Origin of the sequence: Faecalibacterium intestinale (assembly GCF_040096575.1) — a bacterium.
In the GTDB taxonomy this organism is placed as follows: Bacteria; Bacillota; Clostridia; order Oscillospirales; family Ruminococcaceae; genus Faecalibacterium; species Faecalibacterium intestinale.
Genome location: NZ_JBBMEN010000006.1, coordinates 75,457 through 101,827, shown reverse-complemented (window position 1 = coordinate 101,827; position 26,371 = coordinate 75,457). Strand labels below are relative to the sequence as shown.

The window sequence follows — 26,371 nt, the reverse complement described above, 5'->3', positions numbered from 1 at the left end:
GATATGATGAAGTGTCCCTATCACGACACCTGCACAGAATACGGCTGCCCGGAGCTGTGCCGCTGCTTTTGCGACAGTGATGACATCAGCTATACCGGCCTGCATCCGAAGCTGATCTGGGAGAGAAGCATGACGCTGGGGCGTGGAAATGACCGCTGCGATTTTTGCATGAAAACCATAAAATAGATGCACAGGAAGCGGAGAAAATGAAGAAAGAAGAAACGACACCAGAAACTTCAGGAAAGAATACGATGCTTTTTTTGCAGAGAAATTGAATTTGACAGTTCACGTCTGCGAATCAGTAAGAAAAGCGAATCTTCAGGAAAAGAGAATGGCTATGTATAAATCACTTTTTGATCTTTCCCCGGAGCAAACTGCTTCCACGGCGATGCCCCGCACCGTCGTGTTCTCCAACGGAACGGGGAGCGGGAGTATGACCATCTGTCCACTATTTTTGGGTGCAGAGCTGTATTATAACGATATGCACCTTGCATTCTTTGAGGAAGCCACGGCACCAATGCGGAATGTCATTGAGATCAACCACGGCCGCGTGGGGCGTTACGAGTGCAGTTTTGGGGCAAATAGCTGCTGCTATCTGGCGGCAGGGGATTTTGCGGTGTGTGCAGCGGCGCGCAAAAAGTCGTCCTCCTGCTTTCCGCTGCGGCACTACCACGGCATCACCATCCTACTGGATCTGGATGCGATTTCGCCGGAAATGCGGAAACAAATGGAATGGTACGGCGTAGACCTTGATGTCATACGGCGGTACATCTGCACGGAAAACCGCTGCTGTATCCTGCGGTCAGAACCGACCATTGCACATATTTTTTCAGAGCTTTACACAGCGCATTCTGTGCCGGACACCGGCTATCTTCGGCTGAAAGTGCTGGAGTTGCTGCACGTTCTGAGCCGCCTGAAAGGCCGGGATGATGTGCAGCAGACAGACTACTTCAACCAGCATCAGGTGGAATGTGCCAGACGCGCGGCAAAACTTCTCACACAGAGACTGACCGTCCATCAAACCATTGAACAGCTTGCGCAGGATGTTGGACTTTCGGCTACGGCACTCAAGACCTGCTTCAAAGGCGTTTACGGCAGCTCGGTCTATGCATATCAGAAGGAATACCGCTTGCAGCTGGCACAGAAGCTGCTGACCGAAACGGACAGCACTATTGCAGAAATTGCACACCAGATCGGCTACGAAAATCCAAACAAGTTTTCTTCCGCGTTTCGCCAGTCTTTTGGTATGACCCCGACGCAATATCGGAAGATGCGTCCGATTGGATAGATTTTGTCTGCTTGGTTCTTGTAAAAAACGGCCTGTTCCAGTAAAATCTGTTTGTGGTTAGTGGACGCTAATTGCAAAATCAAACGATTTTTCTGGAGGGGATTTTCCATGCGTATGATGAAAAAAGTTCTGGGTACGGTAACCGTACTGGCTCTGTCGGTCTCTTTGCTGGCCGGTTGCGGCAGCACGGCGGTATCCCCAGTGTCTTCTACTGCAAGCACTGCGGCAGAGAGCACTACAAGCTCTGTTGTTTCCGAAACGACATCCGCAGCGGCGGATGAAAACGAAGCTGCCGCTGCACAGCTGCTGAACGACCTAACAGGCAGCTATCAGGAACTGTGGCCGGTGATTCTGGCGGACGAATATAAGCAGACATGGCTGGATGATTGTACCGCTCTCGTGGGCGAGGACAATGCCGAAGCTGCTTTTGAGAAGCTGTCCTCTATGGTGACAGGTGATGTTTACGGCGAAGATGCAGTTAAAGCGTATGCCAACGGCGGCGGAGCCTATTTCTGCGGCTTTACCAATAGCCTTGCGACCTTGACCTTCGATGGTGAAACTTCTACCATTTCCGGCACCGATAAGGACGGCAATGTGCTGTTCTCCCATACCTATCACTATATTGGCATGGAGCCTGTGCGTGGGCTGTATGAGTTTCAAAGCGATGATGCCGATTCCGGCGAGTTCACCTACTTCTTCCTTGCGCCGGACACCAGTGCGGAAACTTACCATATTGAGTTTCGCTATGGTTCGGATGCAGAAGCTCTGAGCCAGTACGATACAGGCGAATATGCTTACTGGCTGGCCTCCGGCATTTCCACCGACTGTGACCAGACGATGATCGACAACTGCATTGAGCTGTTCTGCACCGAAAATCTGGCGGGTTAAAACGCAGAATGTGCTGTGGAGTTGAAATACCACAGCACATTTTTGCCGCAATCTGATTTGAAGGAGGTCTTTCCGTGAAAAAACAGTCCGATCTTTCCCGGCTGATGGGCTACGCCGGGAACTACCGATATTTCACCTACGCTTCGTGGGTGCTGTCTGCGGTCAGTGCGCTGGTGGCGCTGGTGCCTTTTGTGTACATCTGGAAGATCCTGCGGGATGTGTTGAACGCCGCGCCGGACTATGCGCAGGCGGTGAACATCCCCCATTACGGCTGGATGGCAGTGCTGTTTGCGGTGCTGGCTTACCTCATTTACATTGCGGCACTGATGTGCTCCCATCTGTCGGCGTTCCGGGTGGCGACCAATCTGCGGCTGGAGGTTTCCGAACACCTTGCCACACTGCCGCTGGGCTTTACGGAGACGTTTGGCAGCGGTAAGCTGCGCAAGATCATCCACGAGAGTACTGGCGCAGCGGAGACATTTCTCGCCCATCAGCTGCCGGACAAATATAATGCAATGGCAACACCCATAGGTCTGTTGGTTCTTTTGCTTGTGTTCGACTGGCGGCTGGGTCTGCTGAGTCTCGTTCCGGTGGCACTGGGCTTCGTCATCATGTCCGCCATGACAGGAAGGCGGATGGCAGACAAAATGCGGCAATACGGTAATGCGTTGGAATCAATGTCTAACGAGGCCGTGGAGTATGTCCGCGGCATCCCGGTAGTCAAGACCTTCGGGCAATCCGTCTTTTCGTTCAAAAAATTCAAAGCGACCATTGATGAGTACGAAAAGTGGGTCATTGCCTACACCAAAGAGCTGCGGATGCCGATGATGCTCTATACTGCCGCAATCAACGGTGTGTTTGCTTTCTTGATTGTAGGTGGGCTTCTGTTCACCCGGAACGGTGTGACTTCGGAATTTCTGCTGAACCTGCTGTTCTACATCATCATTACCCCGGTAATCTCCCTGACCCTGACCCGCATCATGTACATGAGCGAAAATGAACTCGTTGTGGCAGATGCGTTGGCTCGTGTGGATTCGGTTCTGGATGCGGAACCTGTGCCAGAAAACGATCATCCGCGGCATCCGAAAGATGCCTCTGTGTCCCTGAAGGATGTGCATTTCAGCTATGATGGCAAAACGGATGTTATCAAGGGCGTTTCGCTGAAAATTCAGCCGGGTCAGATGGTGGCTTTCGTTGGCCCCTCCGGCGGCGGCAAATCCACACTGGCAAACCTGATTTGCCGGTTCTTTGATGTGCAGAGCGGCAGCGTCCGGGTGGGCGGAGCGGATGTGCGGGACATCCCCAAGGAAGAGTTGATGGACACCATCTCCTTTGTGTTCCAGAACAGCCGCCTGCTCAAGGGCAGCATTCTGGACAACGTCCGGCTGGGCAGAGCGCAGGCCACCGAAGCCGAGGTGCTGGCGGCGCTGAAAGCTGCACAGTGCATGGATATCGTGGAAAAGTTCCCGGAGGGCATCCATACCGTCATTGGCACAAAAGGCGTGTATCTGTCCGGCGGCGAGCAGCAGCGCATTGCCATTGCCCGCGCCATGCTGAAAAATGCGCCCATCCTGCTGCTTGACGAGGCCACCGCTTTTGCCGACCCGGACAATGAAGCAAAGGTGCAGGCAGCCTTTGCTCAGCTTGCCAAGGGCAAAACCGTGCTGATGATCGCACACCGTCTGTCCACCGTAGCCAACGCCGACTGCATCTATGTGGTGCAGGATGGGCAGATTGTGGAATCCGGCACAAAGGACGAACTGTGCGCGCAGAACGGCCTGTTTGCCCGGATGTGGCAGGACTATCAGGCCTCGGTGCAGTGGAAGGTCGCAAAGGAGGGGTAAGGAATGATCGAAAAAATTCAACACGCCACAGCCAGTTCCCCGGAGGGCGCAAAGGGTCTGGTGAAGGGCGTTCTGGCCTGTGCGTTCCAGAACATGGCGTTCATGCTGCCCACCTGTCTGCTGTATTTTTTGGTAAAAGACCTGCTGAATGACACAACTTCCGGCAAAGCCGTTTTTTATCTGCTGGGCTGTATCGTCTGCTTCGGGCTGATTCTCCTGACAACATGGTTCCAGTACAACGGAACCTATTTTACGACCTATAAAGAAAGCGGTATCCGCCGTCTGGCTCTCGCAGAACGTCTGCGTAAGCTGCCACTGTCTTTCTTTGGCAAACGAGATCTGGCCGATCTGACCAGTACCATCATGTCGGACTGTGAGGTTTTGGAAAAGACCTGCTCTCACTTTATTCCCGGCCTGTTCGGTTCCTTGATCTCCACCGTGATCATTGCGCTGAGCCTGTTTGCGTTCGACTGGCGGATGGCACTGGCAGTTCTGTGGGTCATCCCGGTGTCCATCGCCATCGTGCTTGGCAGCTATCGGGTGCAAGATCGCATTCAGGCCAGAACGATGGCGGTCAAGATGGATTGCGCCGATGGGATCCAAGAGTACATTGAAACGCTCCGGGATCTGAAAGCGAGCAATGCGGAACAAGGCTATCTTTCCGGCCTTTCCAAAAAGATTCGTGCGGTGGAAAAACAATCCGTTGCGGCAGAACTGGAAACCGCCCTGTTTGTATCTTCGGCAAGCATGGTTCTGAAACTTGGCATTTCTTCGGTTGCGCTGACTGGATCGGTCTTGCTGGTCAATGGCAGCATTGATGTACTAACGCTGTTTCTTTTCCTGATGGCAGCTTCCCGGATGTACGATCCTATGCAGGGCGCTTTGCAGAATCTGGCAGCCGTCATTGCCATGCGCACCAACGTGGGCCGGATGAATGAGATTCTGGAATACCCAGTCCAGACCGGCAGCGAAACGATGACCAATCAGGGCTGCGACATCGTGTTTGATCATGTGGGTTTTGCCTACAACTCCGGTGAGACAGTGCTGAAAGACGTTTCCTTTACGGCAAAGCAAGGCGAGGTCACTGCACTGGTCGGACCCTCTGGCGGCGGTAAAACTACCGTTTCCCGTCTGGCCGCTCGATTCTGGGACAATCAGAAGGGCTGTATTACCGTGGGCGGCATGGATATTTCCAAAATTGACCCGGAAAAGCTCATGAGCCTGTATTCCATCGTTTTTCAGGATGTGACCCTGTTTGACAACACAATCCTCGAAAACATCCGTCTGGGCCGCAAAGGTGCAACGGACGAAGAGGTTCTGGCGGCGGCAAAACTGGCAAACTGTGATGAATTTGTCGAAAAGCTGCCGGACAAGTGGAACACCAACATCGGCGAGAACGGCTGCACTCTTTCCGGCGGTGAGCGGCAGCGCATTTCCATCGCCCGCGCCTTCCTGAAGGATGCGCCCATCATCCTGCTGGACGAGGCCACCGCAAGTCTGGATGTTGAGAACGAAACGGCGATTCAGGAGGCTCTGTCCCGCCTCATCAAAAACAAGACCGTTCTCATCATCGCTCACCGGATGCGTACCGTGGCAGGTGCAGACAAGGTTGTTGTGCTGAAGGATGGCATCGTGGCCGAGCAGGGCAGCCCGGCAGAGCTGTACGCCCGGAAGGGACTGTACACCCACATGGTGGATCTGCAGTCGGCAAGCCAGAACTGGACGATCTGAGAATGATGGCGGCTTTTATTTGGGAAAAAGTCTTGCATTCAGTTAAAAACTGTGGTATATACATTATACGAAACACTATTTTGAAAGAACGCTCCACCGTTCAATGATGTGTAAATGGGAGGTGCCTGCCATGACCGCCGTGATCTATGCCCGCTATTCTACTGACAGTCAGCGCGAAGAATCCATTGAAGGTCAGATCCGGGAATGCACTGCCTATGCGGAAAAGAACGGCTTCACCATCGTCAAGCACTATATTGACCGTGCCATCTCTGCCAAGACGGACAATCGCCCGGAGTTTCAGCAGATGATAAAAGACAGCGACAAAAAGCTGTTTGACATCGTGCTGGTCTGGAAGCTTGACCGTTTTGCCCGGAACCGCTACGACAGTGCCCGGTACAAGACCCAGCTGAAGAAGAATGGTGTCAAGCTCATGTCTGCCACCGAGATCATCTCCGAGGGGCCGGAGGGCATCATTCTGGAATCGGTGCTGGAAGGTTATGCCGAGTATTATTCCGCTGACCTGTCTGAAAAGGTCATTCGTGGTATGACCGAAAACGCACTGAAGGGAAAGTTCACTGGTGGTGCCATTCCCTTTGGCTACATCATCAACGCAGACCACCGCTTTGAAATCGACCCGTTGACTGCTCCCTTTGTGGCAGAAACCTTCCAGTGGTACAACGATGGCCAGACCATGCGGGAAATTCGGGATTGGCTCAATGAAAAGGGCATCAAGAATAAGCGCGGTGGGCCAATGACTTTCAATGTCATCCAGCACATGCTGAGCAACCGCCGATATATCGGCGAGTTGAAGTACCGGGACGTCCTGATTCCCGATGCGATTCCACCTATCGTGTCCGTAGAGCTTTTCAACGATGTACAGGAGAAGATGTTGAAAAACAAGAAAGCCCCTGCCCGTAGAAAGGCAGAGGACGACTATCTGCTCACCACCAAGCTGTTCTGCGGCTACTGTGGGGCGTTGATGTTTGGCGAAAGCGGCACGAGTCGGACGGGTGAAGTTCACCGCTATTATAAATGTGCTACTGCCAAAAAGCACAAGGGCTGCAAGAAAAAGACTGTCCGTAAACAGTGGCTGGAAGATTTGGTAGTCAACCAGACGATGCAGCTTGTCAAAGACGATGCCGCCATGGAATCCATCATCGCCAAGGTGATGGAACTGCAAAATAAGGAGAATACCAACATTCCTCTCTATGAGAAACAGCTTCGTGATGCGGAATCCGGTATCCAGAATATGCTGAACGCGATACAGGCTGGTATTCTGACCAGCTCCACCAAGGAGCGGCTGGAGCAGCTGGAAGAAACCAAGCGTGAACTTGAAGCCCGCATTGCGGAAGAAAAGCTGGCAAAGCCCAAGGTCACAGAGGAGTTCATTCGCTTTTGGTTGCTGCGGTTCCGCAAGCTGGACATGAGCCTGAAAGACCAGCGGCAGGCATTGGTGGATACCTTCATCAATGCGATTTATCTATACGATGATAAGGTTTTAATAACCTTCAACTATAAGGAAGGTACACAGACCGTCACCTTTGGAGAAGCGACAGAAGTTGCATCCGAGGGAAATGGTTCGGATTTGGATTGCTTTACTGCACCACAAGAGAGACAGCTTTTGATAGCTGTCTTTTTTGTTTTATACGGCAATTTCTCTTTAACAGCAACAGCGGATAAGAGGACTTGAACAGCAACGACGACGACCGCTGCCTGCGGCAGAAACAGGGAGGAGTTGCCCGAGCAGCGTTCTGATTTTTCAAAGCCCTGCCAAGGGGCTGCGGAAAAATCAGCAAACGCAACCCGTAAGGCCCCGCGCAGCGCCGTAAGCAATCAGCCCAGTGGGCTGTTGCTTAGCCCGCGGTTCCCAACCCATAGGAATGTCTAACGGGAGGACTGCCGCTGATTTATTTCACTGTATTGAGACCAATTTTTATAGTGCAAAATGCTTTGCACGGTAGTCCCGTGGGCTGATGCCATATACATTTTTGAACGCACGGGAAAAGTGAAGCTGATTGGGATAGCTGACCATGGTGCTGATGGTGCTGATGGGAAGGCGGCTTTCAGTCAGCAACTGTGCCGCCCGTGCCATGCGGTAGTGCAGCAGGAACCCCTGTGGGCTTTCGCCCATGGTATCTCGGAACACCTTGCTGAAATAGCTGCGGTTCAGTCCGCAGAAGGAGGAGATGTCCTCGATGGAAATATCTTCGCTGTAATGCTGCTCTATGAAGGACAGAGCCTCTTTCATAATAATTCGCAGTATTCCTTCAAATTGAGATATAACAAGTCGCATTTTTGCATTTACGAAACTACTGGCAGATAGTATAATAATGACACAACAAGAGAAAAGAAACTGTGCAATGTGATGATGCACAAAATTTTCTCACTGCTTTTGTAAGAGCTGACAAAAGCAAGAAAATCGACCCGGCCGGTACGACACAGTACGAAGATCACCCTACGGAATAAGGACTTTGGAGGAGAATAAAAATGAAGATCTCTCGCAGACAATTCGTAAAGGCAATGGCAGCAATGAGCGCCGCCGACAGGCGGGTAGCCGTTCCGACACGACCGCCTGCCTGTCGGCATTTTTATTAAAAATAATCTCGTTGAGGTATAGGATCCATGAGTATTCGATTTGATTCCGAGGCCCGCATTTTTGTATTGGAGACTGCCCATACCAGCTACCACATGAAGGTGGATGCGCTGGGGCACCTGCTGCATCTGTACTACGGCAAAACCATCGGCACCGGGGACCTGATGCAGCTGTATCCCCGCACAGACCGGGGATTTTCGCCGGATTACTACGCTTACCGCACCCACCGGGGCATTTCCCCGGATCTACTCCCGCAGGAGTATACCGGCTGCAATGTGGGCGATTTCCGTCTGTCCTGCCTGACGGTGGCCGACAGCCGTGGCGCCTTTGGCGCGGACTTTACCTATGTGAGCCACACGGTGGAGGCGGGCAAATATCAGCTGACCGGTCTGCCCTGTGCCCACGCAGAGGAAAACGATGCCGAGACCCTGATCGTCCGAATGCAGGACGAGACCACCGGTCTGACGCTGGAGCTGCTGTACGGCGTGTTTGCACAGCAGGATGTCATCACCCGTGCGGCGCGGCTGACAAACCACGGAGATACCACGCTGCGGCTGGACAAGGCGGCATCTGCCTGTCTGGATCTGCCCTTTGGCAGATGGGATCTGCTGCATTTCCATGGCAGACACGCTATGGAACGGCAGCTGGAGCGGGAAGCTGTGGGCACCAATATCCAGACGATTTCTTCGGTGCGGGGCAGCTCCAGCCACCACAATAATCCCTTCCTGATCCTCTGCCAGCAGGATGCAACGGAGACCAGCGGTGCCTGCTACGGAGTGATGATGGTCTATTCCGGCAGCTACCAGATGGACGTGGAGCGCTCTCAGACCGGGCTTGTCCGGGTAGTGAGCGGTATTCAGGAGGAGCGCTTTGCGTGGAACCTGAAGCCGGGCGAGACCTTTGACACCCCGGAGGTGATCCTCTCCTTTGCGGCAGAGGGTCTGACCCCGCTTTCCCAGCAGTACCACCGCTTTTTGCGGCGCAACATCTGCCGCGGCCCGTGGAAGGACAAACGCCGCCCGGTGCTGATCAACAACTGGGAGGCCACCTATTTTGATTTCAACACCGAAAAGATCGTAAAGATCGCTGAAAAAGCGGCCTCTCTTGGCGTGGAGATGATGGTGCTGGACGATGGCTGGTTCGGCACCCGGAATGACGACAATCAGGGTCTGGGCGACTGGACCGTGAACTGCGAAAAGCTGCCCGGCGGACTGGATCCGCTGATCGGGCAGATCAATGCGCTGGGCATGAAATTCGGCCTGTGGATCGAACCGGAAATGGTCAACGAGAACTCCCGGCTGTACCGCACCCACCCGGACTGGGCGCTGACCCTGCCCGGACGCAAGCCTGCCATGGGGCGCAACCAGCTGGTGCTGGATCTCTCCCGCCCGGAGGTGGTGGACTATCTGGCAGGGGTTATCGGCAAGCTGTTGCGGGAGCATCACATTGAGTATATCAAGTGGGATATGAACCGCAGCATGAGCGATGTGTACAGCCGTGCTTTCCCTGCCGAACAGCAGGGTGAGATCATGCACCGCTATATGCTGGGCGTTTATGCGCTGGCAGAGCGGCTGACGCAGGGCTTCCCGGAGGTGCTGTTCGAGGGCTGTGCCGGCGGCGGCGGACGCTTTGATGCCGGAATGCTGTGCTACTATCCCCAGATCTGGTGCAGTGATGATACCGATGCCATTGAACGGTTGACGATCCAGCACGGCACCTCCTTTGGCTATCCGGTCTGCACCATGGGTGCTCATGTTTCTGCCTGCCCCAACCACCAGACCGGCCGCACTACGCCCATCGACACCCGTGCTGTGGTGGCGATGAGCGGCACCTTTGGCTACGAGCTGGATCTGGGTAAATTAAAGCGCGCCGAGTGCACTGCAGTGAAAAACCAGATCAAGCGGTTCAAACGGCTGAACGACCTGATCCGTACCGGCGATTATTACCGGCTGACCGACCCGGCAGAAAACGCATATTTCACGGCATGGCAGTTTGCCGCAGAGGACGGCAGCGAGGCACTGCTGAATCTGGTGGTGACCCATCCGCAGGCAAATCCCTTGCCCATCCACCTGTGCTTCCGTGGGCTGGAAGAAGATGCTGTGTATGAGCTGGATGGCATCGACTATTTCGGCTCCCGGTATGCCCACGACGTAGAGGACGGCATTCACAAGGGAATGCGGTTCAGCGGCAGCACTCTGCTGTATGCGGGGCTTGTCCTGCCGCAGCTGTTTGGCGATTACCCCAGCGTGCAGCTTCATCTTACGCGAAAAGGATAAAGAAAGAGGACAAGTCAAGATAATTTTGCAGTCCGGTTTGCCAAACATAAGGACGAACTGGAATGGCTGTTCATGGAGCTGTACCACAACCCCGGCGTGCTGGCGCTGGTACGCAAGCGCGGCAAGGAAACGCTGGTGGGACTGTTCAACTTTACCGAGTACCCGGCAGGGGCCAGTCTGGACGCTCTGGGCGGCGAGTATCACACCCCGGAGGGTGCTTCCGTCTGGCTGGCGGATGCGGAGCTGGAGCCGTATCAGGCGCTGCTGGTGCGCCGCTGAAAGGAGCAGCCATGGGTATTATAACGATTGGTGAAGTTTTGATCGACCTGACCCCTTCCGCACCGCTACGCTGGATGCTGCCGCCTGCGCCAAAAAGCTGAGCGCTGTCATTACTTATGACCCGAATTACCGTCCAAACCTCTGGAAAAACAAAGAGGATATAGAAACTACAGACGCTCGCTATTCCGCCATACAGATTCATCAGTGACTTCGGCGCATCTGCCCCGGCATACCTCCCCATTACGCAGGGCTTTTTGTCCAACTACGCAATGGAAACGCCCAGTTGCGCAGGATGATTGCAACTCTTTCCTGAAATTGCTATTCTTTTGTCAATCGCCGTATACGAACGGAACAACATACCAAAAGGAGAAGATTTCATGGCAAACAAGGTTTCCAGAAGACAGTTCCTGCACACCGCATCCATTGGTGCGCTGGGGGCTGCTATGGCAGGGGCTCTGGTGGGCTGCTCCGGTTCCTCCGGCAGTTCCAGCACTGCTTCTGCCAGCGGTACTTACACTCCCGGCAGTTATTCTGCCACCTCCAAGGGCATCAGCTCAGACGTTACCGTCACCATGACCTTTGACGCTGAGAGCATCACGGATGTGACCATTGATGTTTCCGGTGAAACCGAGGGCTTTGGCAAGGGCATTGGCGATGAGCTGAAGGAGCAGATCCTCAAGGCTCAGAGCGCCGAGATCGACGGTCATTCCGGTGCGACCATTACCTCGGATGCCGTTAAGGATGCTGTTGCAAACTGTGTGGCACAGGCCAAGGGCGAACCGGTGGTCAGCACCACTCCCGGCCAGAGCACCGCAGAAGGTGAGAGCTGGCGCACCGCTCCCGATGCGATCACTGAATTTGCAAAGGAGTACACCGCCGATGTTGTCATCGTGGGCGGCGGTCAGGCCGGTACGCCGGCTGCCCGTGCCGCTATTGAAGCCGGAGCCAGCGTGATCGTGATCGAGAGCCAGACCGAGGACGCCATGAGCTTCCGCGGCGGCGGACAGATCGGTCACCTGAACAGCGAGTTTTTGGCCAGCAAGGGCATTCCCCAGATCGACATACAGGAGTTTGTTACCGACTGGCAGCTGCGCACCAACAATCGCAGCCGCTGCGGCCTGATCATGGCCTATGCCAAGAACAGCGGCAAGTGCTTTGACTGGATGACCGACAGCTTTACTGCAGAGGAAAAGGACAGCTGGAGTGTACGTCAGTGGCCGCTGAGCAGCAACTACACCCAGAAGAAGAGCGGCATCAGCACCTGGGTGGGCACCCCCACCCTGAACGGTGATGCTTCGCCGGTCAAGCGCTGCATGGAGATCGCCCGCGAAAAGGGCGCAGACTACCACTTTGGCACCAAGGCCTGCCAGCTGATCAAGGACGGCGATGCCGTTGTTGGCGTGGTGGGCAAGGAGGCCGATGGCAGCTATATCAAGTTCACCGCCAAGAAGGGCGTGATCCTTTGCGGCGGCGGCTTTGGTGGCAACGCTGAAATGTGCCGTGACCTGCTGATTGAGATCAGCGACTACTGCTCTGACGATACCGCTATTGGCGGCATGGACGACGATGGCTCCGGCATTCAGCTGGGCTACTGGGCTGGCGGCCGTCTGGAGAGCCGTCCGCTGTCCAGCATGGGCGGTAACTACGTCTACCCCTGCAACAGCCCCGGAGACCCTATTGGCACCACCGCTGCACTGTGGGTCAACTGCCACGGTAAGCGCTACTGCAATGAGGGCTTTGGCGATATCGTGCTTGCAGCAATGGCCGGTGCAAAGGAACCGCAGGGTAAGATCTTTACGGTATTCAACGATACCATCCGCACCGATCTTACCTATCAGGCACCCGGCCACATGGCTGTTGATTATGCCAACGGCGAGGACGAGAAGCTGGATGATATCATGCAGGGTGCCATTGACGGCGGCGATGCCGGCTACGAGGTGACCGGCATGAGCACTGTGACCGTGTATGCCGGCGAGGATGCCCAGCAGCTGGGTCAGCGTCTGGGCTTTACCGGCACCGATCTGGAAAATTTTGTTGCCACCGTAGCACGCTACAACGAGCTGTGCGAAAAGGGCGTGGACGAGGATTTTGCTAAGGAGCCGGTGCTGCTGCGTCCGCTGAACGGCAAGCATATCTTTGCCTACGGTGCTGAGAAATCCATGGGCAGTATGCTGGTGACCACCGGCGGCCTGTTGACCGATGATAACAGTCAGGTGCTGGGCGAGGACTTTGAGCCGATCAAGGGTCTGTTTACAGCTGGCAACAACTGCGGCGGCCGCTTTGGCTTCCAGTATTCTACCTCCATCCCCGGCGAGAGTCTGGGTCTGGCCAACACGCAGGGTATGATGGTTGGTCAGTACGTTGCTGCACTGTAAAAGCGGCATTTCTGAGCGTTTTTCTTTTTTCTTCTTTTTCAGGAGAGCTGCCCCGGTGTCGTTTACGCATCGGGGCAGCTTTCCCTGTCCGGCTGTCTTTGTGCGAAAGGAGTTTTGCCATGTCTGCCCCGCTGCATCTTTATCTGCACGTTCCGTTCTGCGTCCGGCGCTGCACCTTCTGCAACCAAAAAATCTATCCCGCCACGCCGGAGACCTGTAAGGCCTATGCAAATGCACTGCTGGCCGAGCTGGAAGCTACCGCACCGGATTTTTCCGGCGACCCGGTGCAGACGGTCTACTGGGGCGGCGGCAGCCCTACGGCGCTGTCGCAGGACGATTTTGCACGGATCATGCGCCGGATCAGGGAGCTGTTCTCTCTGGCTGCGGATACCGAGATCACCGTGGAAGCATTGCCCAACCGTGTGGATGCCTCGTGGATGGTCGCCTTCCAGAACACCGGGGTCAACCGGCTGGTGCTGGGGCTGGCTACTGCTCGCATCCCGGAGCTGGAACGCATTGGCAGCGCAAACAATATGCCTAGTTCCGAGACCAGCCTGATCCTTCCGCAGCTGTTCCATTTGCCCGGGTATGAGGCAACGCTGCTGTATGGGATTCCGGGGCAGACGGCGGCAAATTTTGCCACCAGCCTGCGGTTCGCAGTCAAGTACAAGGTGTCTGCCTTACGGCTGGACCCCTTGACCCTGCCGAAGGGCGTGGAAGAAACCGTGTGCAGGGACGAGGTTCCGGCGATGCTGGACTATGCTGCCCGCCATCTGACCGAGAAGGGCTACCATGAGTATCTGCCCGGACGCTGGGCAAAACTCGGGCAGGAATGCCGGGACCTGCTGGCGCGCCAAAGCACGGAAAACTACCTGAGTTTTGGCCCGGGCACTACCACCCGGGTAGACGGAGGTCTGTCCCGCAACACAGAGAATATTGCCGTGTACACCCTGCACCCGCAGGAGCCGGAACTGCTGTATAAGCCGGTGACCAGGGCATAAAAGGCACCAGAGGCCGCTGCACAAATGCGCAGCGACCTCTGGTTTTATTTTTTCTCCGGGAACAGCAGGGTGAGCACGAACTCTCCGTTCTCGCTCCGCAGACTCATCTGCCCGCCGTATTTTTCGGTGGCCGAGCGGATACTGGTAAGGCCGAAGCCGTGATTCTCCGGGTCGTCCTTGGTGGTTTTGGGCAGGGCATCTACCGGCAGATGCTGCTGCAGGCAGGCGTTGCGGAAATTGAGCACCACAAACCCGCCCCGCTTCTGGCATCGCACACTCAGGGCGCGGCTGTCCGGATCCGGCAGCGCAGAGCAGGCTTCGATGGCGTTGTCCATGGCGTTGCCAAAAATGACGCAAAGGTCGATGGGCTGTATAAAATTCAGCAGCTTGCCGTCCACTGTAATGGTGCAGGCGATCTGTGCCTGTTGGCATCGTGCCAGCTTTTCACTCAGCAGGATGTCCACGGTCTCGTTGCCGGTGGCGGTCATCTGCTCATAGGGCTGCACCTCCTGCAAGATCTGCCGGATGTGCGCCTGCACGGTTGCCTGATCGCTGCTCTGCTCCAGATAGAGCAGAATATTTTTCAGGTCGTGGTACTTGCACCGTACCGAGTCCACCGCTGTTTTGCGCAGCAGATACTGCTGCTGTTGCTGCTCTGCGGCGATGCGCAGCTGCAGCATGGTGCGCTTTTCCTCCTCAGCGATGGCATAGCTCAGAAAGCTGATGTTTACCAGCAGCGCCAGCACACAGCACCCGGTCAGAAGCACCGGCACGGCGGTGGTCAGTTCTTCATTGGTCAACGGCAGCCAATAGGTGAGCCGACAGACAAACAGATAGGGAACAGCGGCCAGAACATACAATGCAAGTGCAGCGCTGCGAAGGATGCGCAGCTTTTCAGCCGGGCAGAAACTGCGCAGCAGCCACAGCAGCGTTCCCTGCACGGTTGTCAGTGGCAGATACGCCAGCAGCGCCGCCCAGAATGTGCCGGAGCGTAGCGGGTCGTATCCCAGCAGCCGCATATTAGCAAACCGCATGATGGTGTCGGTGCAGTCGGTGAGCAGAAAAAAGCACAGTGCTTGCTGTAGGGCCAGCCCGATGCTACGGCGCAGCAGGGCATAGGCAGTAATGGCATAAAGGGCGATGGAGCAGACGATGCCGACATACTGTCCACCGAGGGTGGCAAAGGTCTGCTCCCACTGCAATATCACCGTCAGTGCCAGCACCAGCACCACCGGCTGCAAGCCCTGACGCTGCAGACTGCGTCGCAGCTCGGTGCCGCAGACGTAAAAGGGGAGCAGCAGTCCATAGCTGACTGCCCGCAAAAAAGTACACAGGCTGATGGTCATCACAGTGCCTCCCCCCAACAGGCTGCCAGCGCGGCAAGCAGCATCTTGCGGCGGTATTTGCTTACCGGTAATCGCTCACTGCCCAGCACAACATCAGCACCGTCCAGCCGGGTCACCTGCTCCAGATTGATCAGAAAGGAGCTGTGGCAACGGAAAAATCCGTTTCCTAAATCCTTTTCCAGTGCGGCAAGGGTGCCGCTGTAGCTCACCACACCCGCTGTGGTATGCAGTACCAGCCGGTGGCTGAACACCTCCACATAGACAAGGTCCTTTGCACGCAGACGGAATACCCCATCGTTGTTTTTAATGGTCAGGATGTGCTCTGCCTGTTGGCAGATCCGGCGGCAGGCACGCTCAAGGCTGCGGCAAAACCGCGGATAGCTGACCGGTTTGACCAGATAATCCAGTGCAGCGACCTCGTAGCTTTCCAGCGCATAGCCGGTAAGGCTGGTGATGAACACAATCTCCAACTCCGGCAGCGTTCCCCGCAGGCGGTGGGCAGTCTCCATGCCGGAAAGCCCTGGCATCTGGATGTCCAGCAATGCCAGCTGCAACCCTTGGGGAATGTTTTCCAGCAGCTGAGAGCCGCTTTCAAAAAACACCGCCTGCACCGGCTGGCCGTTTTCTGCTTGCCAGCGGTCAAGATATTCCTTTAATGCAGTCTGCGCGCTGGTCTCATCCTCTGCGATTGCAATCTTCAGCATTAATCTTCACCGTCACCCATATCCATAGCGTTTTTTCTATTCTACCATATTTATGCTTGCAGGAAAAGCGCTAAAAGCATCCTTATAGAATAGAAAACCGAACCCTAAGAAAGCAGGTAGAGTAAACCGAAAATAGGGTGCGCCCTGCCCTTGCCTTTCTCTTTTTTATGCCGTTTATTGTGAATGAAATTCATTTGACAAAACAATTTTTGTAACTTATACTGGATGACATCACAAAAAATAAAGGAAGTATCTGTCATGCTGACTCTGGATAAGATCTACCACGCCGCCTTTGTGCTGAAGGACGTTGCCCGCAAGACCGACCTCATCGAAGCCCCCAAACTGTCCAAGGACTGCCAGCTGTACCTCAAGACCGAGAACCTGCAGGCCACCGGCAGCTTTAAGGTGCGGGGCGCTTATTATAAGATCAGCCAGCTTTCCGAGGAGGAGAGCGCCAAGGGCGTCATTGCCTGCTCTGCGGGCAACCATGCGCAGGGTGTGGCGCTGGCGGCTACCCGGCGCGGCATCCGCAGCATCGTCTGTATGCCGGACGGCGCGCCCCTGATGAAGGTGGAGAACACCAAAAATCTGGGCGCGGAGGTCTGCCTTGTGCCCGGCACTTACGACGAAGCCCACGACAAGGCCGTGCAGCTGCAAAAGGAGTACGACATGACCTTTATCCACCCCTACGATGACGAGCAGGTCATCGCCGGGCAGGGCACCATCGGCTTGGAGATCCTTGACCAGCTGCCGGATGTGGACGCTGTGGTGGTGCCGGTGGGCGGCGGCGGACTGATTTCCGGCATCGCCTTTGCCATCAAGACCCTGCGGCCGGAGGTCAAGGTGTACGGCGTACAGGCCGAGGGTGCTCCCAGTATGTACCGCAGCCTGCACGAGCACAAGTACCAGACCCTGAAAGCTGCTTCCACCTTTGCGGACGGTATTCAGGTCAAGACCCCGGGCGAGTTGACCTATCAGCTATGCGAGCAGTATGTGGACGATATCGTTACCGTGACCGAGGACGAGACGGCAGCGGCTATCCTCTCCCTGATGGAGAACCAGAAGCTGGTGGCCGAGGGTGCAGGCGCTGTGCCGGTGGCAGCAGTACTGTTCCACAAGCTGCCGGTGGAGGGCAAAAAGGTGGCCTGCGTCATCTCCGGCGGCAACATTGATGTGAATATCCTGAACCGCGTCATCACCCGCGGCCTTGTGATGAGCGGTCGCAAGGCAAACCTGACCATCGCACTGGAGGACAAACCCGGCCAGTTGAAAAAGGTGGCCGAGGTGGTGTCCCGCTGCGGCAGCAACGTGGTGTCGGTGCAGCATGACGGCTCCGACCCCAATATGCCCATTTCCAGCTGCTTCCTCAAGCTGACGCTGGAGACCCGCGATGCCGCCCAGATCGAGCAGATCCGCACCGAGCTGACCAAGGCCGGCTTCCAGCTGGTCACCGAAAGAGTATAATAGAGATAATTGGACGATTTGGAATAGCCGACGCGTTCGCTCTGGCTATATTCAGCGGAAATTTTATTTTATATTTGCAATCCAGAAAAGCCTGCGGGCTTTTCTGGATTGCCTTTTCACGAGAAAGGCCATGGTCGAAACGGCAGCGATTGAGATGCCGCTTCATGTGCCGACCCCTTCGGTGAAAAATGCGTTTGTCGTGCCCCGCAGGGCACGACAAACGCAAAATAAAAAAGAATGATTCCGCTATTTATGGCCAGAGCGAAGCGGAGGCCATTCTAAATTGTGATTTTATAACAAAGGAGAACTGCTACTATGAAAGTCGTATCTACCACCAACGCACCTGCCGCCATCGGCCCTTACAGTCAGGCACTGGATCTGGGCAACATGGTGTTTGTGTCCGGGCAGATCCCGGTAGACCCCGTCACCGGCACCATGGCCGATACCGTGGAGCAGCAGGCCGCACAGAGCCTTGCAAACCTGAAAGCGATTCTGGCCGAGGCGGGGCTGACCATGAACAACGTGGTCAAGACGGTGATCTTTCTGGCCGATATCAACGATTTTGCCGCAGTGAACGCAGAGTATGCCAAGGCCTTTGCCGAGCCGTTCCCCGCCCGCAGCTGCGTGCAGGTGGCAGCCATCCCCAAGGGCGCAAAGCTGGAGATCGAGTGCATCGCTGTGCGGGACTGAACGAAAAATAAGACAAGAAAAGCGGGACACCGAAGCATCTGCGGATGCTTTGGTGTCCCGCTTTTTGATAACGTTTAAAACTGGTGCGTTTACTTCTGCACACCGGCTTCGCATTGTTCGATGAACTGCTTGGCCACCCGGGGGCTGCGGCCACCGGCACGCAGGGCGAAGGCCTCGGCCTTGAGCAGCAGCTGCTCGGTGGGCATCTGGATGTTGTGCTGCTTTGCCAGCTCCTCCAGAATGGTCTCGAACCGGGCTTTTTCCGGCCGCTGGAAGGTGACCGTCAGGCCGAACCGGGCGGAAAGGCTCATCAGTTCCTGCCGGGTATCGGCTTCGTGGATGTCGTCGCCGGTGCGGTCCGAGAGGGTCTCCTTGATGAGGTGGCGGCGGTTGGAGGTGGCGTACACCGCAATGTTCTGGGCGCGTCCGCCTACACTGCCCTCCAAGATGGCTTTCAGGGCGGCAAAGTTGTCGTCGTTGGCGGTAAAGCTCAGGTCGTCGATGAACAAAATAAACTTGAGCGGGTTTGCCGCCAGCTTGTCCATCAGGTCGGGGATCTGGTACAGCTGGTTCTTTTTTACCTCTACCAGCCGCAGTCCCTCGGGCGCAAACTCGTTGGCAATGGCCTTTACCGCGCTGGATTTGCCGGTACCGGCATCGCCGTACAGCAGCACATTGTTGGCAGGCATCCCGGCCAGCAGCGCCTTTGTGTTGGCAATCACCTTTTCCCGCTCCTTCTCGTAGCCGGGCAGCTCCGAAAGGCGCTGGGGGTCGGGGTATTTTACCGGCACAAGCTGGCCGTTCTCCACCGTGAATACATGGTGCTTTGCAAACATACCGTAGCCCTTTTTGCCCACCTCACTCATGCGCTGGGCGTAGGCGGCGGCAAGGTCAAGCTCACAGGTCTGCCACCGGGGCAGAAATGCCAACTCCGGCCGCTGCGCCTGCTCCGAGTAGGCGGTCTGGAACAGCTCGTCCAGCGTCAGTCCGCACAGCTGCTGCAAAAACTGCAGCTCGCTGTCCAGGGCGCTTTGCAGCAGCGCGTCCAGCTGCCCGGCAGCGGCCTGCCGCACGCAGATGGTCTCGGCCTCCAGCACAGCATTGCTCAGGTAGCTGCCCCAGTTGGTGGTGTACTCGAACAGCGCAGCCTCAAAGGCGGCTACGGCATCGCACACCGGGCCGTAGGAGGAGCAGCCCGCCTCCATGCGGTCGGTCAGGTCTAAAAGTCTTGCCACAACAGGGTCGTTCAGCAGGGCGCGGAATACAACAAGCCCATGCAGATGGGCATTCCATTCTCTTAATTTCATAGGCAGATCCCTTTTCCTCTCCATTGGCACATACCCTACAAAACGCAGGTACGCGGATATCAAAAGTATACAGCGGTTCGGGTGTGGATGCAAGGGGTGTTAAAAATGCTTCATCTTTGGGCTGATTCAGGTTACAAATTGTCGATTGACAAAAGCCCGGTTTATAGTATAATTTACATCAACAAATGCGCAGATGGGAAAAAGTACCACACGATCCCCACTGTTCAGAGAGCTGCCGTCTGGTGCAAGGCAGTCAGCGTTTCGTGCGGAAAATCATCCCGGAGCAGCCTGCCCAACGGGTGCAAAACCCTTGTAAGCAGCGCCGGTTGCAGCCGTTACCGTGCAGGGCTTTGTTGGAAGCCCGTGAGAGGGTGTGCACAGCACGCCAACGAGAGTGGTACCGCAGAGAGCTTGATGTTACAAGGTCTTTGTCTCTTGAAAGGAACAGGGGACAAGGGCTTTTTCTTTTTCAAAAGCTCTCCCCGAGGGAATGGATAAGAAGTGGAACAGGAATAGGAGCGACACCATGCAGTTGAATGGTTCTCAGATCTTTGTAGAGGTCCTGTGCGAGCAGGGAGTGGACACTCTTTTTGGCTACCCCGGCGGCGCTGTGCTGAACCTTTACGATGAGCTGTATAAAAATGCCGACCGCATCACCCATGTGCTTACCGCCCACGAGCAGGGCGCAGCCCATGCGGCGGACGGCTACGCCCGCGCCACCGGCCGCACCGGCGTGGTGCTGGCTACCAGCGGCCCGGGTGCCACCAATCTGGTCACCGGCATTGCCACCGCCTATATGGACTCGGTGCCCATGGTGGCCTTTACCGGCAACGTGCCCACCAGCAGCATTGGCAAGGACGGTTTTCAGGAAGCGTACATCGAGGGCATCACAGTGCCCATCACAAAGCATAACTTCACGGTGCGCCGGGTAGAGGACTTGGCTGACACCATGCGGGCAGCTTTCCGCATTGCGCAGAGCGGCCGCAAGGGCCCGGTGCTGGTGGACATCCCCAAGGACGTGACCGCAGCGGTGTGCGAGTTCACCCCCAAGCAGCCGGAGCCCATCCGCACCGTGACTACCTATAATGAGGAGCAGGTGCACTGGGCGGCAGACCTCATCAACGCCGCACAGCGTCCGCTGGTGTACTTTGGCGGCGGCGTGCGCAGCGCAGCCAGCTGCCAGCCCTTGCGGGATCTGCTGCACAAGGCGGAGATCCCCGCCACCTACACCCTGATGGCCGCAGGCGTTGTGCCCTATGGCGACCCGATGAATCTGGGGATGCTGGGGATGCACGGCTGCTACACCTCCAACCGGGCGGTGGCAGAGTGCGATGTGCTCATCGCGGTGGGTACCCGCTTTTCCGACCGCGTGGCGCTGAACCCCAAGACCTTTGCCAAAAACGCCACCATCATCCAGATCGATATTGACGCCAGCGAGCTGGGCAAGAACGTGGATGTGGATCTTTCCATCGTGGGCGATGCAGCCTATGTGCTGAACGCCATGCTGCCCCAGATCAAGCCCGCCAAGCACCCGGACTGGATGACGATGATCCAGAGCTGGCAGGCACAGGATTACCATCCCGTGTCCGACCCCACCCGGCTGATGCCCCATCAGGTCATCGGCGAGGTGTGCAACCAGTGCGGCCCCGACGCCGTGTATGTTACCGATGTGGGTCAGCACCAGATGTGGGCGGCGCAGTACCTGCGCCACACCAAGAGCCGCGGCTTTATCACCAGCGGCGGCCTTGGCACCATGGGATTTGGCTACGGCGCTGCCATTGGTGCCCAGATGGCACTGGGACGCCAGCAGCGTGTGGTGATGTTTACCGGTGACGCCTCCTTCCACATGAACCTGAACGAAGCCTGCACCGCCGTCAGCTACGAGCTGCCCATCATCACGGTCATCTTCAACAACTCGGTGCTGGGCATGGTACGCCAGTGGCAGACCAGCTTTTACGGCAAGCGTTACAGCCAGACCGACCCCCACCGCAAGACAGATTTTGTCAAGCTGGCAGACGGCTTTGGCCTGAAGGGCTACCGCTGCACCAATCTGCCGGAGTTTCAGGAAGCCTTTGCAGATGCCTTGCAGCAGAAAGGCCCCACTTGGATCGAGTGCATCATCGACAAGGACGAAAAGGTGCTGCCCATGATCCCCGGCGGCGGCGATATCAACGACATTATCATGGAATAAGGAGGACACAGCATCATGGAATCTGATCAGCGCAGGGTCATCAGCCTGCTGGTGGACAACCAGAGCGGCGTTCTGGCCCGGGTGTCCAGCCTGTTCTGCCGCCGCGGCTTCAATATCGACAGCCTTACGGTGTCCGCCACCAATGACCCGGCAGTCAGCCGCATCACAGTGACCATTACCAGCGATGAAAAGGCCTTGCAGCAGCTGGTATTGCAGACCGAGCGGCTGGAAGTCACCCGGCAGGTGTTCGTGCTGGACAGCGAAAAAGCGCTGGAGCGGGAGCTGCTGCTGCTCAAGGTGGAATCGGACGTGCACAACCGCACAGAGCTGCGGGAGATCGCTTGCATCTACAAGGCAAAGATCATTGATCTTTCCCCGGACAGTATGGTGTTTGAACTCATCGGCCGGCCGGACAAGCTGGACGCATTTTTGAAAATGTTCGAGGGCTACAACATCCTTGAGCAGTGCCGCACCGGCGTTACTGCACTGGAGCGCGGCGGGATGCACCAGCATATCCAGAAGCCGCCGCAGGAGGTGCGCTCCGTCCAGCTGCCCCCGCCGGGCGCAAGACGGGCATAAATCACATTGCTTTTCCGCTCAGGGTGAGCGAAAGATAGAACAGAGCATACAAGACCGGAAGATAAACCAACCAGAAAAAGTAAAAGGAGAATAACGATTATGGCTATCAAGAAATACTACGATTCCGACTGCAACCTCGGCGTGCTGGACGGCAAGACCGTCGCTGTCATCGGCTTCGGCAGCCAGGGCCATGCACACTCTGAGAATCTGGCCGAGAGCGGCGTCAACGTTGTGGTGGGTCTGCGCAAGGGCTCTGCTCACTGGGCAAAGGCTTCTGAGTTCGCTGCCACCCACGAAAACTTCAAGGTGATGGAAGTGGAAGAGGCTGCCAAGGCCGGTGACGTTGTCATGATGCTGGTGCCCGATGAACTGTGCGCCGATATCTACAACACCCAGGTCGCTCCCTACATGACCGAGGGCAAGGCACTGGCCTTTGCACACGGCTTCAACATCCACTTCAAGACCATCACCGCTCCCAAGAACGTGGACGTCATCATGATCGCTCCCAAGGGCCCCGGCCACATCGTGCGCCGCCTGTACACCGAGGGCGAGGGCTGCCCCTCTCTGATCTGCGTGGAGCAGGACTACACCGGTAAGGCCAAGGACATCGCTCTGGCTTATGCTTCCGGCATCGGCGCAGGCCGTGCAGGCATTCTGCAGACCACCTTCAAGGAGGAGACCGAGACCGATCTGTTCGGCGAGCAGGCCGTGCTGTGCGGCGGCGTTTCCGAGCTGATCCACGCCGGTTTCGACACGCTGGTGGAGGCCGGTTACGAGCCCGAGATGGCCTACTTTGAGACCTGCCACGAGATGAAGCTGATCGTTGACCTGATCAACGAGGGCGGCTTCTCCAAGATGCGCTACTCCATTTCCAACACCGCTGAGTACGGCGACTACCGCACCGGCAAGCGTCTGATCACCGAGGAGACCCGCAAGGAGATGAAGAAGGTCCTGACCGAGATCCAGGACGGCACCTTTGCTTCCGAGTTCCTGACCGAGATGAGCCCCAAGGGCGGCCGCAAGGTGCACTTCCTTGCCAAGCGCCGTATGGAGGCTGAGCTGCCCATCGAGAAGGTGGGTGCTGAGCTGCGCAGCATGATGAGCTGGCTGAAGAAGTAAGAGGAGAACCCTCTCAGGCCGCCTTTCGGCGGCAGCTCCCCCGAAAGGGGGAGCTTTTGTTGAAAAGGGAGCCTTATAGTTTCTCCGCGAAAACCTCTCCCCCTCGGGAGAGGTGGCACGGCGTAGCCGTGACGGAGAGGGTTTTATCAGAAAAGAGGATTTGCAATGAGAAGTGACAACGTGACCAAAGGCTCGGAGCGCGCGCCCAACCGCAGCCTGTTTTATGCGCTGGGCTATACCCCGGAGGAGCTGGAGCGCCCGCTCATCGGCGTAGTGAGCGCCCACAGCGAGATCGTGCCCGGGCACATGAATCTGGACAAGATCGCCGATGCCGTCAAGGCCGGTGTGCAGATGGCAGGCGGCACGCCCATCCTGATCCCCGCCATCGGCGTGTGCGACGGCATCGCCATGGGTCATGTGGGCATGAAGTACTCTCTGGCCTCCCGCGAGCTGATCTGCGACAGCGTGGAGACCATGCTGATGGCACACCAGCTGGACGGCCTTGTGCTGGTGCCCAACTGCGATAAGATCGTGCCCGGCATGGTAATGGCAGCGGTGCGCATGGATGTGCCCGCTGTGGTCTGCTCCGGCGGCCCTATGCTGGCTGGTACTTACGGCGGCGAGGAAGTGAGCCTTTCCAAAATGTTCGAGGCCGTGGGCGCCTATAAGGCCGGTATGATCACCGACGAGCAGCTGGAGGACTGCACCTGCAACTGCTGCCCCAGCTGCGGCAGCTGCTCCGGTATGTACACTGCCAACAGCATGAACTGCCTGTGCGAGGCCATCGGCATCGCCCTGCCCGGCAACGGCACCATCCCGGCTGTGTACTCCAAGCGCCTGCAGCTGGCAAAGCACGCCGGTATGGCTGTGATGGAGATGGTGCGCAAGGGCATCACCGCACGCCAGATCATCAACGAGCGCTCCATCCGCAACGCACTGACCTGTGATATGGCACTGGGCTGCTCCACCAACACGGTGCTGCACCTGCTGGCTATCGCCTACGAGGCCGGTGTGCCCATCGACCTGAAGCTGTTCAACGAGATCAGCGCCAAGACCCCCAACCTGTGCCATCTGGCACCGGCAGGCCCCACCCATATGCCGGATCTGTACGCAGCGGGCGGCATCCCGGCGGTGCAGGCAGAGCTGGCAAAGAAGGGCTTGCTGGACTTGGATGTGCCCACCGTCACCGGCAAGACCCTTGGCGAGAACATCAAGGGTGCCCATATCCTGAACGAAAAGGCCATCCGTCCCATCGAGAACCCCTACTCCCAGACCGGCGGTCTGCAGATCCTGTGGGGCAACATTGCCCCGGACGGCTGCGTTGTCAAGCGCAGCGCCGTCGCCCCGGAGATGCAGCAGCATTCCGGCCCGGCGCGGGTGTTCAACAGCGAAGAGGAAGCCATTGCCGCTATCTACGCGGGCAAGATCGTCCCGGGCGATGTGGTGGTCATCCGCTACGAAGGCCCCAAGGGCGGCCCGGGTATGCGGGAGATGCTCAACCCCACCTCTGCGCTGGCAGGCATGAAGCTGGATAAGACGGTTGCTCTTATCACGGACGGCCGCTTCTCTGGTGCATCCCGCGGCGCTGCCATCGGCCACGTCAGCCCGGAAGCAGCTTCCGGCGGCCCTATCGGCCTGATCGAGGAAGGGGATACCATTACCATCGACATCCCCAATGCTTCCATCACACTGGAGGTCAGCGATGCAGTGCTGGCTGAGCGCAAGGCAAAGTACGTTGCGCCCGAGCCCAACATCAAGACTGGCTGGCTGAGCCGCTATGCCCGCATGGTCACCAGTGCAAATCTGGGTGCGGTGCTGAAATAAGCTGAAGGAAACACAAACAACAAGGCCGCTGCACGGTATGGCACTGTGCAGCGGCCTTGTTTTGCTGTGCGCTCCCGGAAGCGCACAGCAAAAACGCCGTCTCCGGGCGGGAGACGGCGGGGAAGAAGCTTTATGCTGTTTTTACTTGGTGCCGTAGATACGGTCGCCGGCATCGCCCAGACCGGGTACGATGTAGCCGTTCTCGTTCAGGCGGTCGTCCTGTGCGCCCAGATAGATGTCCACATCGGGGTGTGCTTCGTGCAGAGCTTTGATGCCCTCCGGTGCACCCAGCAGACCGATGAACTTGATGCGCTTTGCGCCGTGCTTCTTGATCTGGGTGATGGCGTCGATGGCGCTGCCGCCGGTAGCCAGCATGGGATCCAGCACCAGAACGTCACGCTCGGCGATATCCTGCGGCAGCTTGCAGAAGTACTCCACGGGCTGCAGGGTCTTTTCGTCGCGGTACAGACCGATGAAGCCAACCTTAGCAGCGGGCAGCAGGGTCAGCATACCGTCCAGCATACCCATGCCGGCACGCAGGATGGGCACCAGAGCCAGCTTGCGACCTGCCAGCACCTTGGTCTTTGCCATGGTGATAGGAGTCTCGATCTCCACCTCTTCCAGCGGCAGATCGCGGGTAGCTTCGTAGCACAGCAGGGTCGCGATCTCGCCAACGAGGTCACGGAACTCCTTGGTGCCGGTCTGTTTGTTGCGCAGCAGGCTGATCTTGTGCTGCAGCAGCGGATGTTCAACGATCATCGGGGTCATAAAAACACGCTCCTTAATTTATATAGAACATTCTATCGGGTACTTGTCTGTAGCCTTGCCCGCCCGGTGGGCGCACAAAAGCTCGATTTCCACTTCAGGGAAAA

General features: G+C 56.8%; 21 protein-coding genes and 1 other annotated feature. Of the genes, 16 read left to right on the top strand and 5 right to left on the bottom strand.

Annotated elements, in window-relative coordinates; all coding sequences use genetic code 11:
- From WMO20_RS07255 to WMO20_RS07230, 6 genes are all read left to right on the top strand, one after another.
- On the top strand, positions 1–186 hold a 186-nt coding region (locus WMO20_RS07255), incomplete at its 5' end, for an L-2-amino-thiazoline-4-carboxylic acid hydrolase (RefSeq protein ID WP_349186262.1).
- Positions 187–337: 151 nt separating this feature from the next.
- Positions 338–1,288, top strand: a complete 951-nt coding sequence (locus WMO20_RS07250) for a helix-turn-helix domain-containing protein (RefSeq protein ID WP_349186261.1) — start codon at positions 338–340, stop codon at positions 1,286–1,288.
- Between the two features lie 108 nt (positions 1,289–1,396).
- A complete protein-coding gene (locus tag WMO20_RS07245; protein ID WP_349186260.1) occupies positions 1,397–2,176 on the top strand; it encodes a hypothetical protein in 780 nt (259 codons plus the stop codon).
- A 74-nt stretch (positions 2,177–2,250) separates the two neighbouring features.
- The gene (locus WMO20_RS07240; protein WP_179859046.1) at positions 2,251–4,020 is read left to right on the top strand and encodes an ABC transporter ATP-binding protein; all 1,770 of its coding nucleotides are present in this window, start codon (positions 2,251–2,253) and stop codon (positions 4,018–4,020) included.
- A 3-nt stretch (positions 4,021–4,023) separates the two neighbouring features.
- The gene (locus WMO20_RS07235; RefSeq protein WP_349186259.1) at positions 4,024–5,751 is read left to right on the top strand and encodes an ABC transporter ATP-binding protein; all 1,728 of its coding nucleotides are present in this window, start codon (positions 4,024–4,026) and stop codon (positions 5,749–5,751) included.
- 130 nt (positions 5,752–5,881) lie between these two features.
- Positions 5,882–7,441 carry a recombinase family protein gene (locus WMO20_RS07230; RefSeq protein ID WP_349186258.1) on the top strand — a complete coding sequence of 520 codons (1,560 nt, stop codon included), beginning with the start codon at positions 5,882–5,884 and terminating at the stop codon, positions 7,439–7,441.
- A gap of 243 nt (positions 7,442–7,684) precedes the next feature.
- Here the strand turns inward: WMO20_RS07230 and WMO20_RS07225 are convergent, their stop codons facing one another.
- Positions 7,685–7,999 (bottom strand): helix-turn-helix transcriptional regulator, encoded by a 315-nt coding sequence (locus WMO20_RS07225; RefSeq protein ID WP_316539410.1) that lies wholly within the window; start codon positions 7,997–7,999, stop codon positions 7,685–7,687.
- Positions 8,000–8,373: 374 nt separating this feature from the next.
- On the opposite strand from WMO20_RS07225, the gene WMO20_RS07220 reads away from it, so the two are divergent.
- From WMO20_RS07220 to WMO20_RS07205, 4 genes are all read left to right on the top strand, one after another.
- On the top strand, positions 8,374–10,620 hold the full coding sequence (locus tag WMO20_RS07220; RefSeq protein ID WP_349186257.1) for an alpha-galactosidase: 2,247 nt from the start codon (positions 8,374–8,376) through the stop codon (positions 10,618–10,620).
- Between the two features lie 72 nt (positions 10,621–10,692).
- Entirely contained in the window at positions 10,693–10,899 is a 207-nt protein-coding gene (locus tag WMO20_RS07215; RefSeq protein ID WP_349186256.1) for a hypothetical protein, read from the top strand.
- Positions 10,900–11,276: 377 nt separating this feature from the next.
- Positions 11,277–13,274: an FAD-dependent oxidoreductase gene (locus tag WMO20_RS07210; protein ID WP_349186255.1), complete on the top strand. Its 1,998-nt coding sequence runs from the start codon at positions 11,277–11,279 to the stop codon at positions 13,272–13,274.
- A 119-nt stretch (positions 13,275–13,393) separates the two neighbouring features.
- Positions 13,394–14,275 carry a radical SAM protein gene (locus WMO20_RS07205; protein WP_349186254.1) on the top strand — a complete coding sequence of 294 codons (882 nt, stop codon included), beginning with the start codon at positions 13,394–13,396 and terminating at the stop codon, positions 14,273–14,275.
- A 44-nt stretch (positions 14,276–14,319) separates the two neighbouring features.
- On the opposite strand, the gene WMO20_RS07200 is transcribed toward WMO20_RS07205, so the two are convergent.
- The gene (locus tag WMO20_RS07200) at positions 14,320–15,621 is read right to left on the bottom strand and encodes a GHKL domain-containing protein (RefSeq protein WP_349186253.1); all 1,302 of its coding nucleotides are present in this window, start codon (positions 15,619–15,621) and stop codon (positions 14,320–14,322) included.
- A complete protein-coding gene (locus WMO20_RS07195; RefSeq protein WP_112090379.1) occupies positions 15,621–16,325 on the bottom strand; it encodes a LytR/AlgR family response regulator transcription factor in 705 nt (234 codons plus the stop codon). Before WMO20_RS07195 ends, WMO20_RS07200 begins: the two co-directional genes overlap by 1 nt.
- A 258-nt stretch (positions 16,326–16,583) precedes the next feature.
- Between WMO20_RS07195 and ilvA the strand changes: the two genes are divergently transcribed.
- Entirely contained in the window at positions 16,584–17,789 is a 1,206-nt protein-coding gene (gene ilvA, locus WMO20_RS07190; protein WP_005920741.1) for a threonine ammonia-lyase, read from the top strand.
- A 315-nt stretch (positions 17,790–18,104) separates the two neighbouring features.
- Positions 18,105–18,479, top strand: a complete 375-nt coding sequence (locus WMO20_RS07185) for a RidA family protein (RefSeq protein WP_349186252.1) — start codon at positions 18,105–18,107, stop codon at positions 18,477–18,479.
- An 89-nt stretch (positions 18,480–18,568) separates the two neighbouring features.
- On the opposite strand, the gene WMO20_RS07180 is transcribed toward WMO20_RS07185, so the two are convergent.
- Positions 18,569–19,786, bottom strand: coding sequence for an ATP-binding protein (locus WMO20_RS07180; RefSeq protein ID WP_055186969.1), 1,218 nt, complete (start codon positions 19,784–19,786; stop codon positions 18,569–18,571).
- 181 nt (positions 19,787–19,967) lie between these two features.
- Positions 19,968–20,225 (top strand) — a binding site (T-box leader).
- Between the two features lie 87 nt (positions 20,226–20,312).
- Between WMO20_RS07180 and ilvB the strand changes: the two genes are divergently transcribed.
- The 4 genes from ilvB (at position 20,313) to ilvD (ending at position 25,499) form a co-directional block, all read left to right on the top strand.
- A complete protein-coding gene (ilvB, locus tag WMO20_RS07175; RefSeq protein WP_044959584.1) occupies positions 20,313–21,977 on the top strand; it encodes a biosynthetic-type acetolactate synthase large subunit in 1,665 nt (554 codons plus the stop codon).
- A gap of 15 nt (positions 21,978–21,992) precedes the next feature.
- Positions 21,993–22,556 (top strand): acetolactate synthase small subunit, encoded by a 564-nt coding sequence (gene ilvN / locus WMO20_RS07170; protein WP_005920730.1) that lies wholly within the window; start codon positions 21,993–21,995, stop codon positions 22,554–22,556.
- Between the two features lie 99 nt (positions 22,557–22,655).
- Entirely contained in the window at positions 22,656–23,675 is a 1,020-nt protein-coding gene (gene ilvC, locus WMO20_RS07165) for a ketol-acid reductoisomerase (RefSeq protein ID WP_055186968.1), read from the top strand.
- Between the two features lie 165 nt (positions 23,676–23,840).
- A complete protein-coding gene (gene ilvD / locus WMO20_RS07160) occupies positions 23,841–25,499 on the top strand; it encodes a dihydroxy-acid dehydratase (protein WP_112090382.1) in 1,659 nt (552 codons plus the stop codon).
- A gap of 141 nt (positions 25,500–25,640) precedes the next feature.
- Here the strand turns inward: ilvD and upp are convergent, their stop codons facing one another.
- Positions 25,641–26,267, bottom strand: coding sequence for a uracil phosphoribosyltransferase (gene upp / locus WMO20_RS07155; protein WP_005920380.1), 627 nt, complete (start codon positions 26,265–26,267; stop codon positions 25,641–25,643).
- Positions 26,268–26,371 lie beyond the last annotated feature (104 nt).

Excerpts from the sequence above, each read along its gene's own strand:
- WMO20_RS07250 (WP_349186261.1), top strand. The coding sequence starts at position 338 with ATGTATAAATCACTTTTTGATCTTTCCCCGGAGCAAACTGCTTCCACG.
- WMO20_RS07245 (WP_349186260.1), top strand. The coding sequence starts at position 1,397 with ATGCGTATGATGAAAAAAGTTCTGGGTACGGTAACCGTACTGGCTCTG.
- WMO20_RS07235 (WP_349186259.1), top strand. The coding sequence starts at position 4,024 with ATGATCGAAAAAATTCAACACGCCACAGCCAGTTCCCCGGAGGGCGCA.
- WMO20_RS07230 (WP_349186258.1), top strand. The coding sequence starts at position 5,882 with ATGACCGCCGTGATCTATGCCCGCTATTCTACTGACAGTCAGCGCGAA.
- WMO20_RS07225 (WP_316539410.1), bottom strand. The coding sequence starts at position 7,999 with ATGAAAGAGGCTCTGTCCTTCATAGAGCAGCATTACAGCGAAGATATT.
- WMO20_RS07220 (WP_349186257.1), top strand. The coding sequence starts at position 8,374 with ATGAGTATTCGATTTGATTCCGAGGCCCGCATTTTTGTATTGGAGACT.
- WMO20_RS07215 (WP_349186256.1), top strand. The coding sequence starts at position 10,693 with ATGGAGCTGTACCACAACCCCGGCGTGCTGGCGCTGGTACGCAAGCGC.
- WMO20_RS07210 (WP_349186255.1), top strand. The coding sequence starts at position 11,277 with ATGGCAAACAAGGTTTCCAGAAGACAGTTCCTGCACACCGCATCCATT.
- WMO20_RS07205 (WP_349186254.1), top strand. The coding sequence starts at position 13,394 with ATGTCTGCCCCGCTGCATCTTTATCTGCACGTTCCGTTCTGCGTCCGG.
- WMO20_RS07200 (WP_349186253.1), bottom strand. The coding sequence starts at position 15,621 with ATGACCATCAGCCTGTGTACTTTTTTGCGGGCAGTCAGCTATGGACTG.
- WMO20_RS07195 (WP_112090379.1), bottom strand. The coding sequence starts at position 16,325 with ATGCTGAAGATTGCAATCGCAGAGGATGAGACCAGCGCGCAGACTGCA.
- ilvA (WP_005920741.1), top strand. The coding sequence starts at position 16,584 with ATGCTGACTCTGGATAAGATCTACCACGCCGCCTTTGTGCTGAAGGAC.
- WMO20_RS07185 (WP_349186252.1), top strand. The coding sequence starts at position 18,105 with ATGAAAGTCGTATCTACCACCAACGCACCTGCCGCCATCGGCCCTTAC.
- WMO20_RS07180 (WP_055186969.1), bottom strand. The coding sequence starts at position 19,786 with ATGAAATTAAGAGAATGGAATGCCCATCTGCATGGGCTTGTTGTATTC.
- ilvB (WP_044959584.1), top strand. The coding sequence starts at position 20,313 with ATGCAGTTGAATGGTTCTCAGATCTTTGTAGAGGTCCTGTGCGAGCAG.
- ilvN (WP_005920730.1), top strand. The coding sequence starts at position 21,993 with ATGGAATCTGATCAGCGCAGGGTCATCAGCCTGCTGGTGGACAACCAG.
- ilvC (WP_055186968.1), top strand. The coding sequence starts at position 22,656 with ATGGCTATCAAGAAATACTACGATTCCGACTGCAACCTCGGCGTGCTG.
- ilvD (WP_112090382.1), top strand. The coding sequence starts at position 23,841 with ATGAGAAGTGACAACGTGACCAAAGGCTCGGAGCGCGCGCCCAACCGC.
- upp (WP_005920380.1), bottom strand. The coding sequence starts at position 26,267 with ATGACCCCGATGATCGTTGAACATCCGCTGCTGCAGCACAAGATCAGC.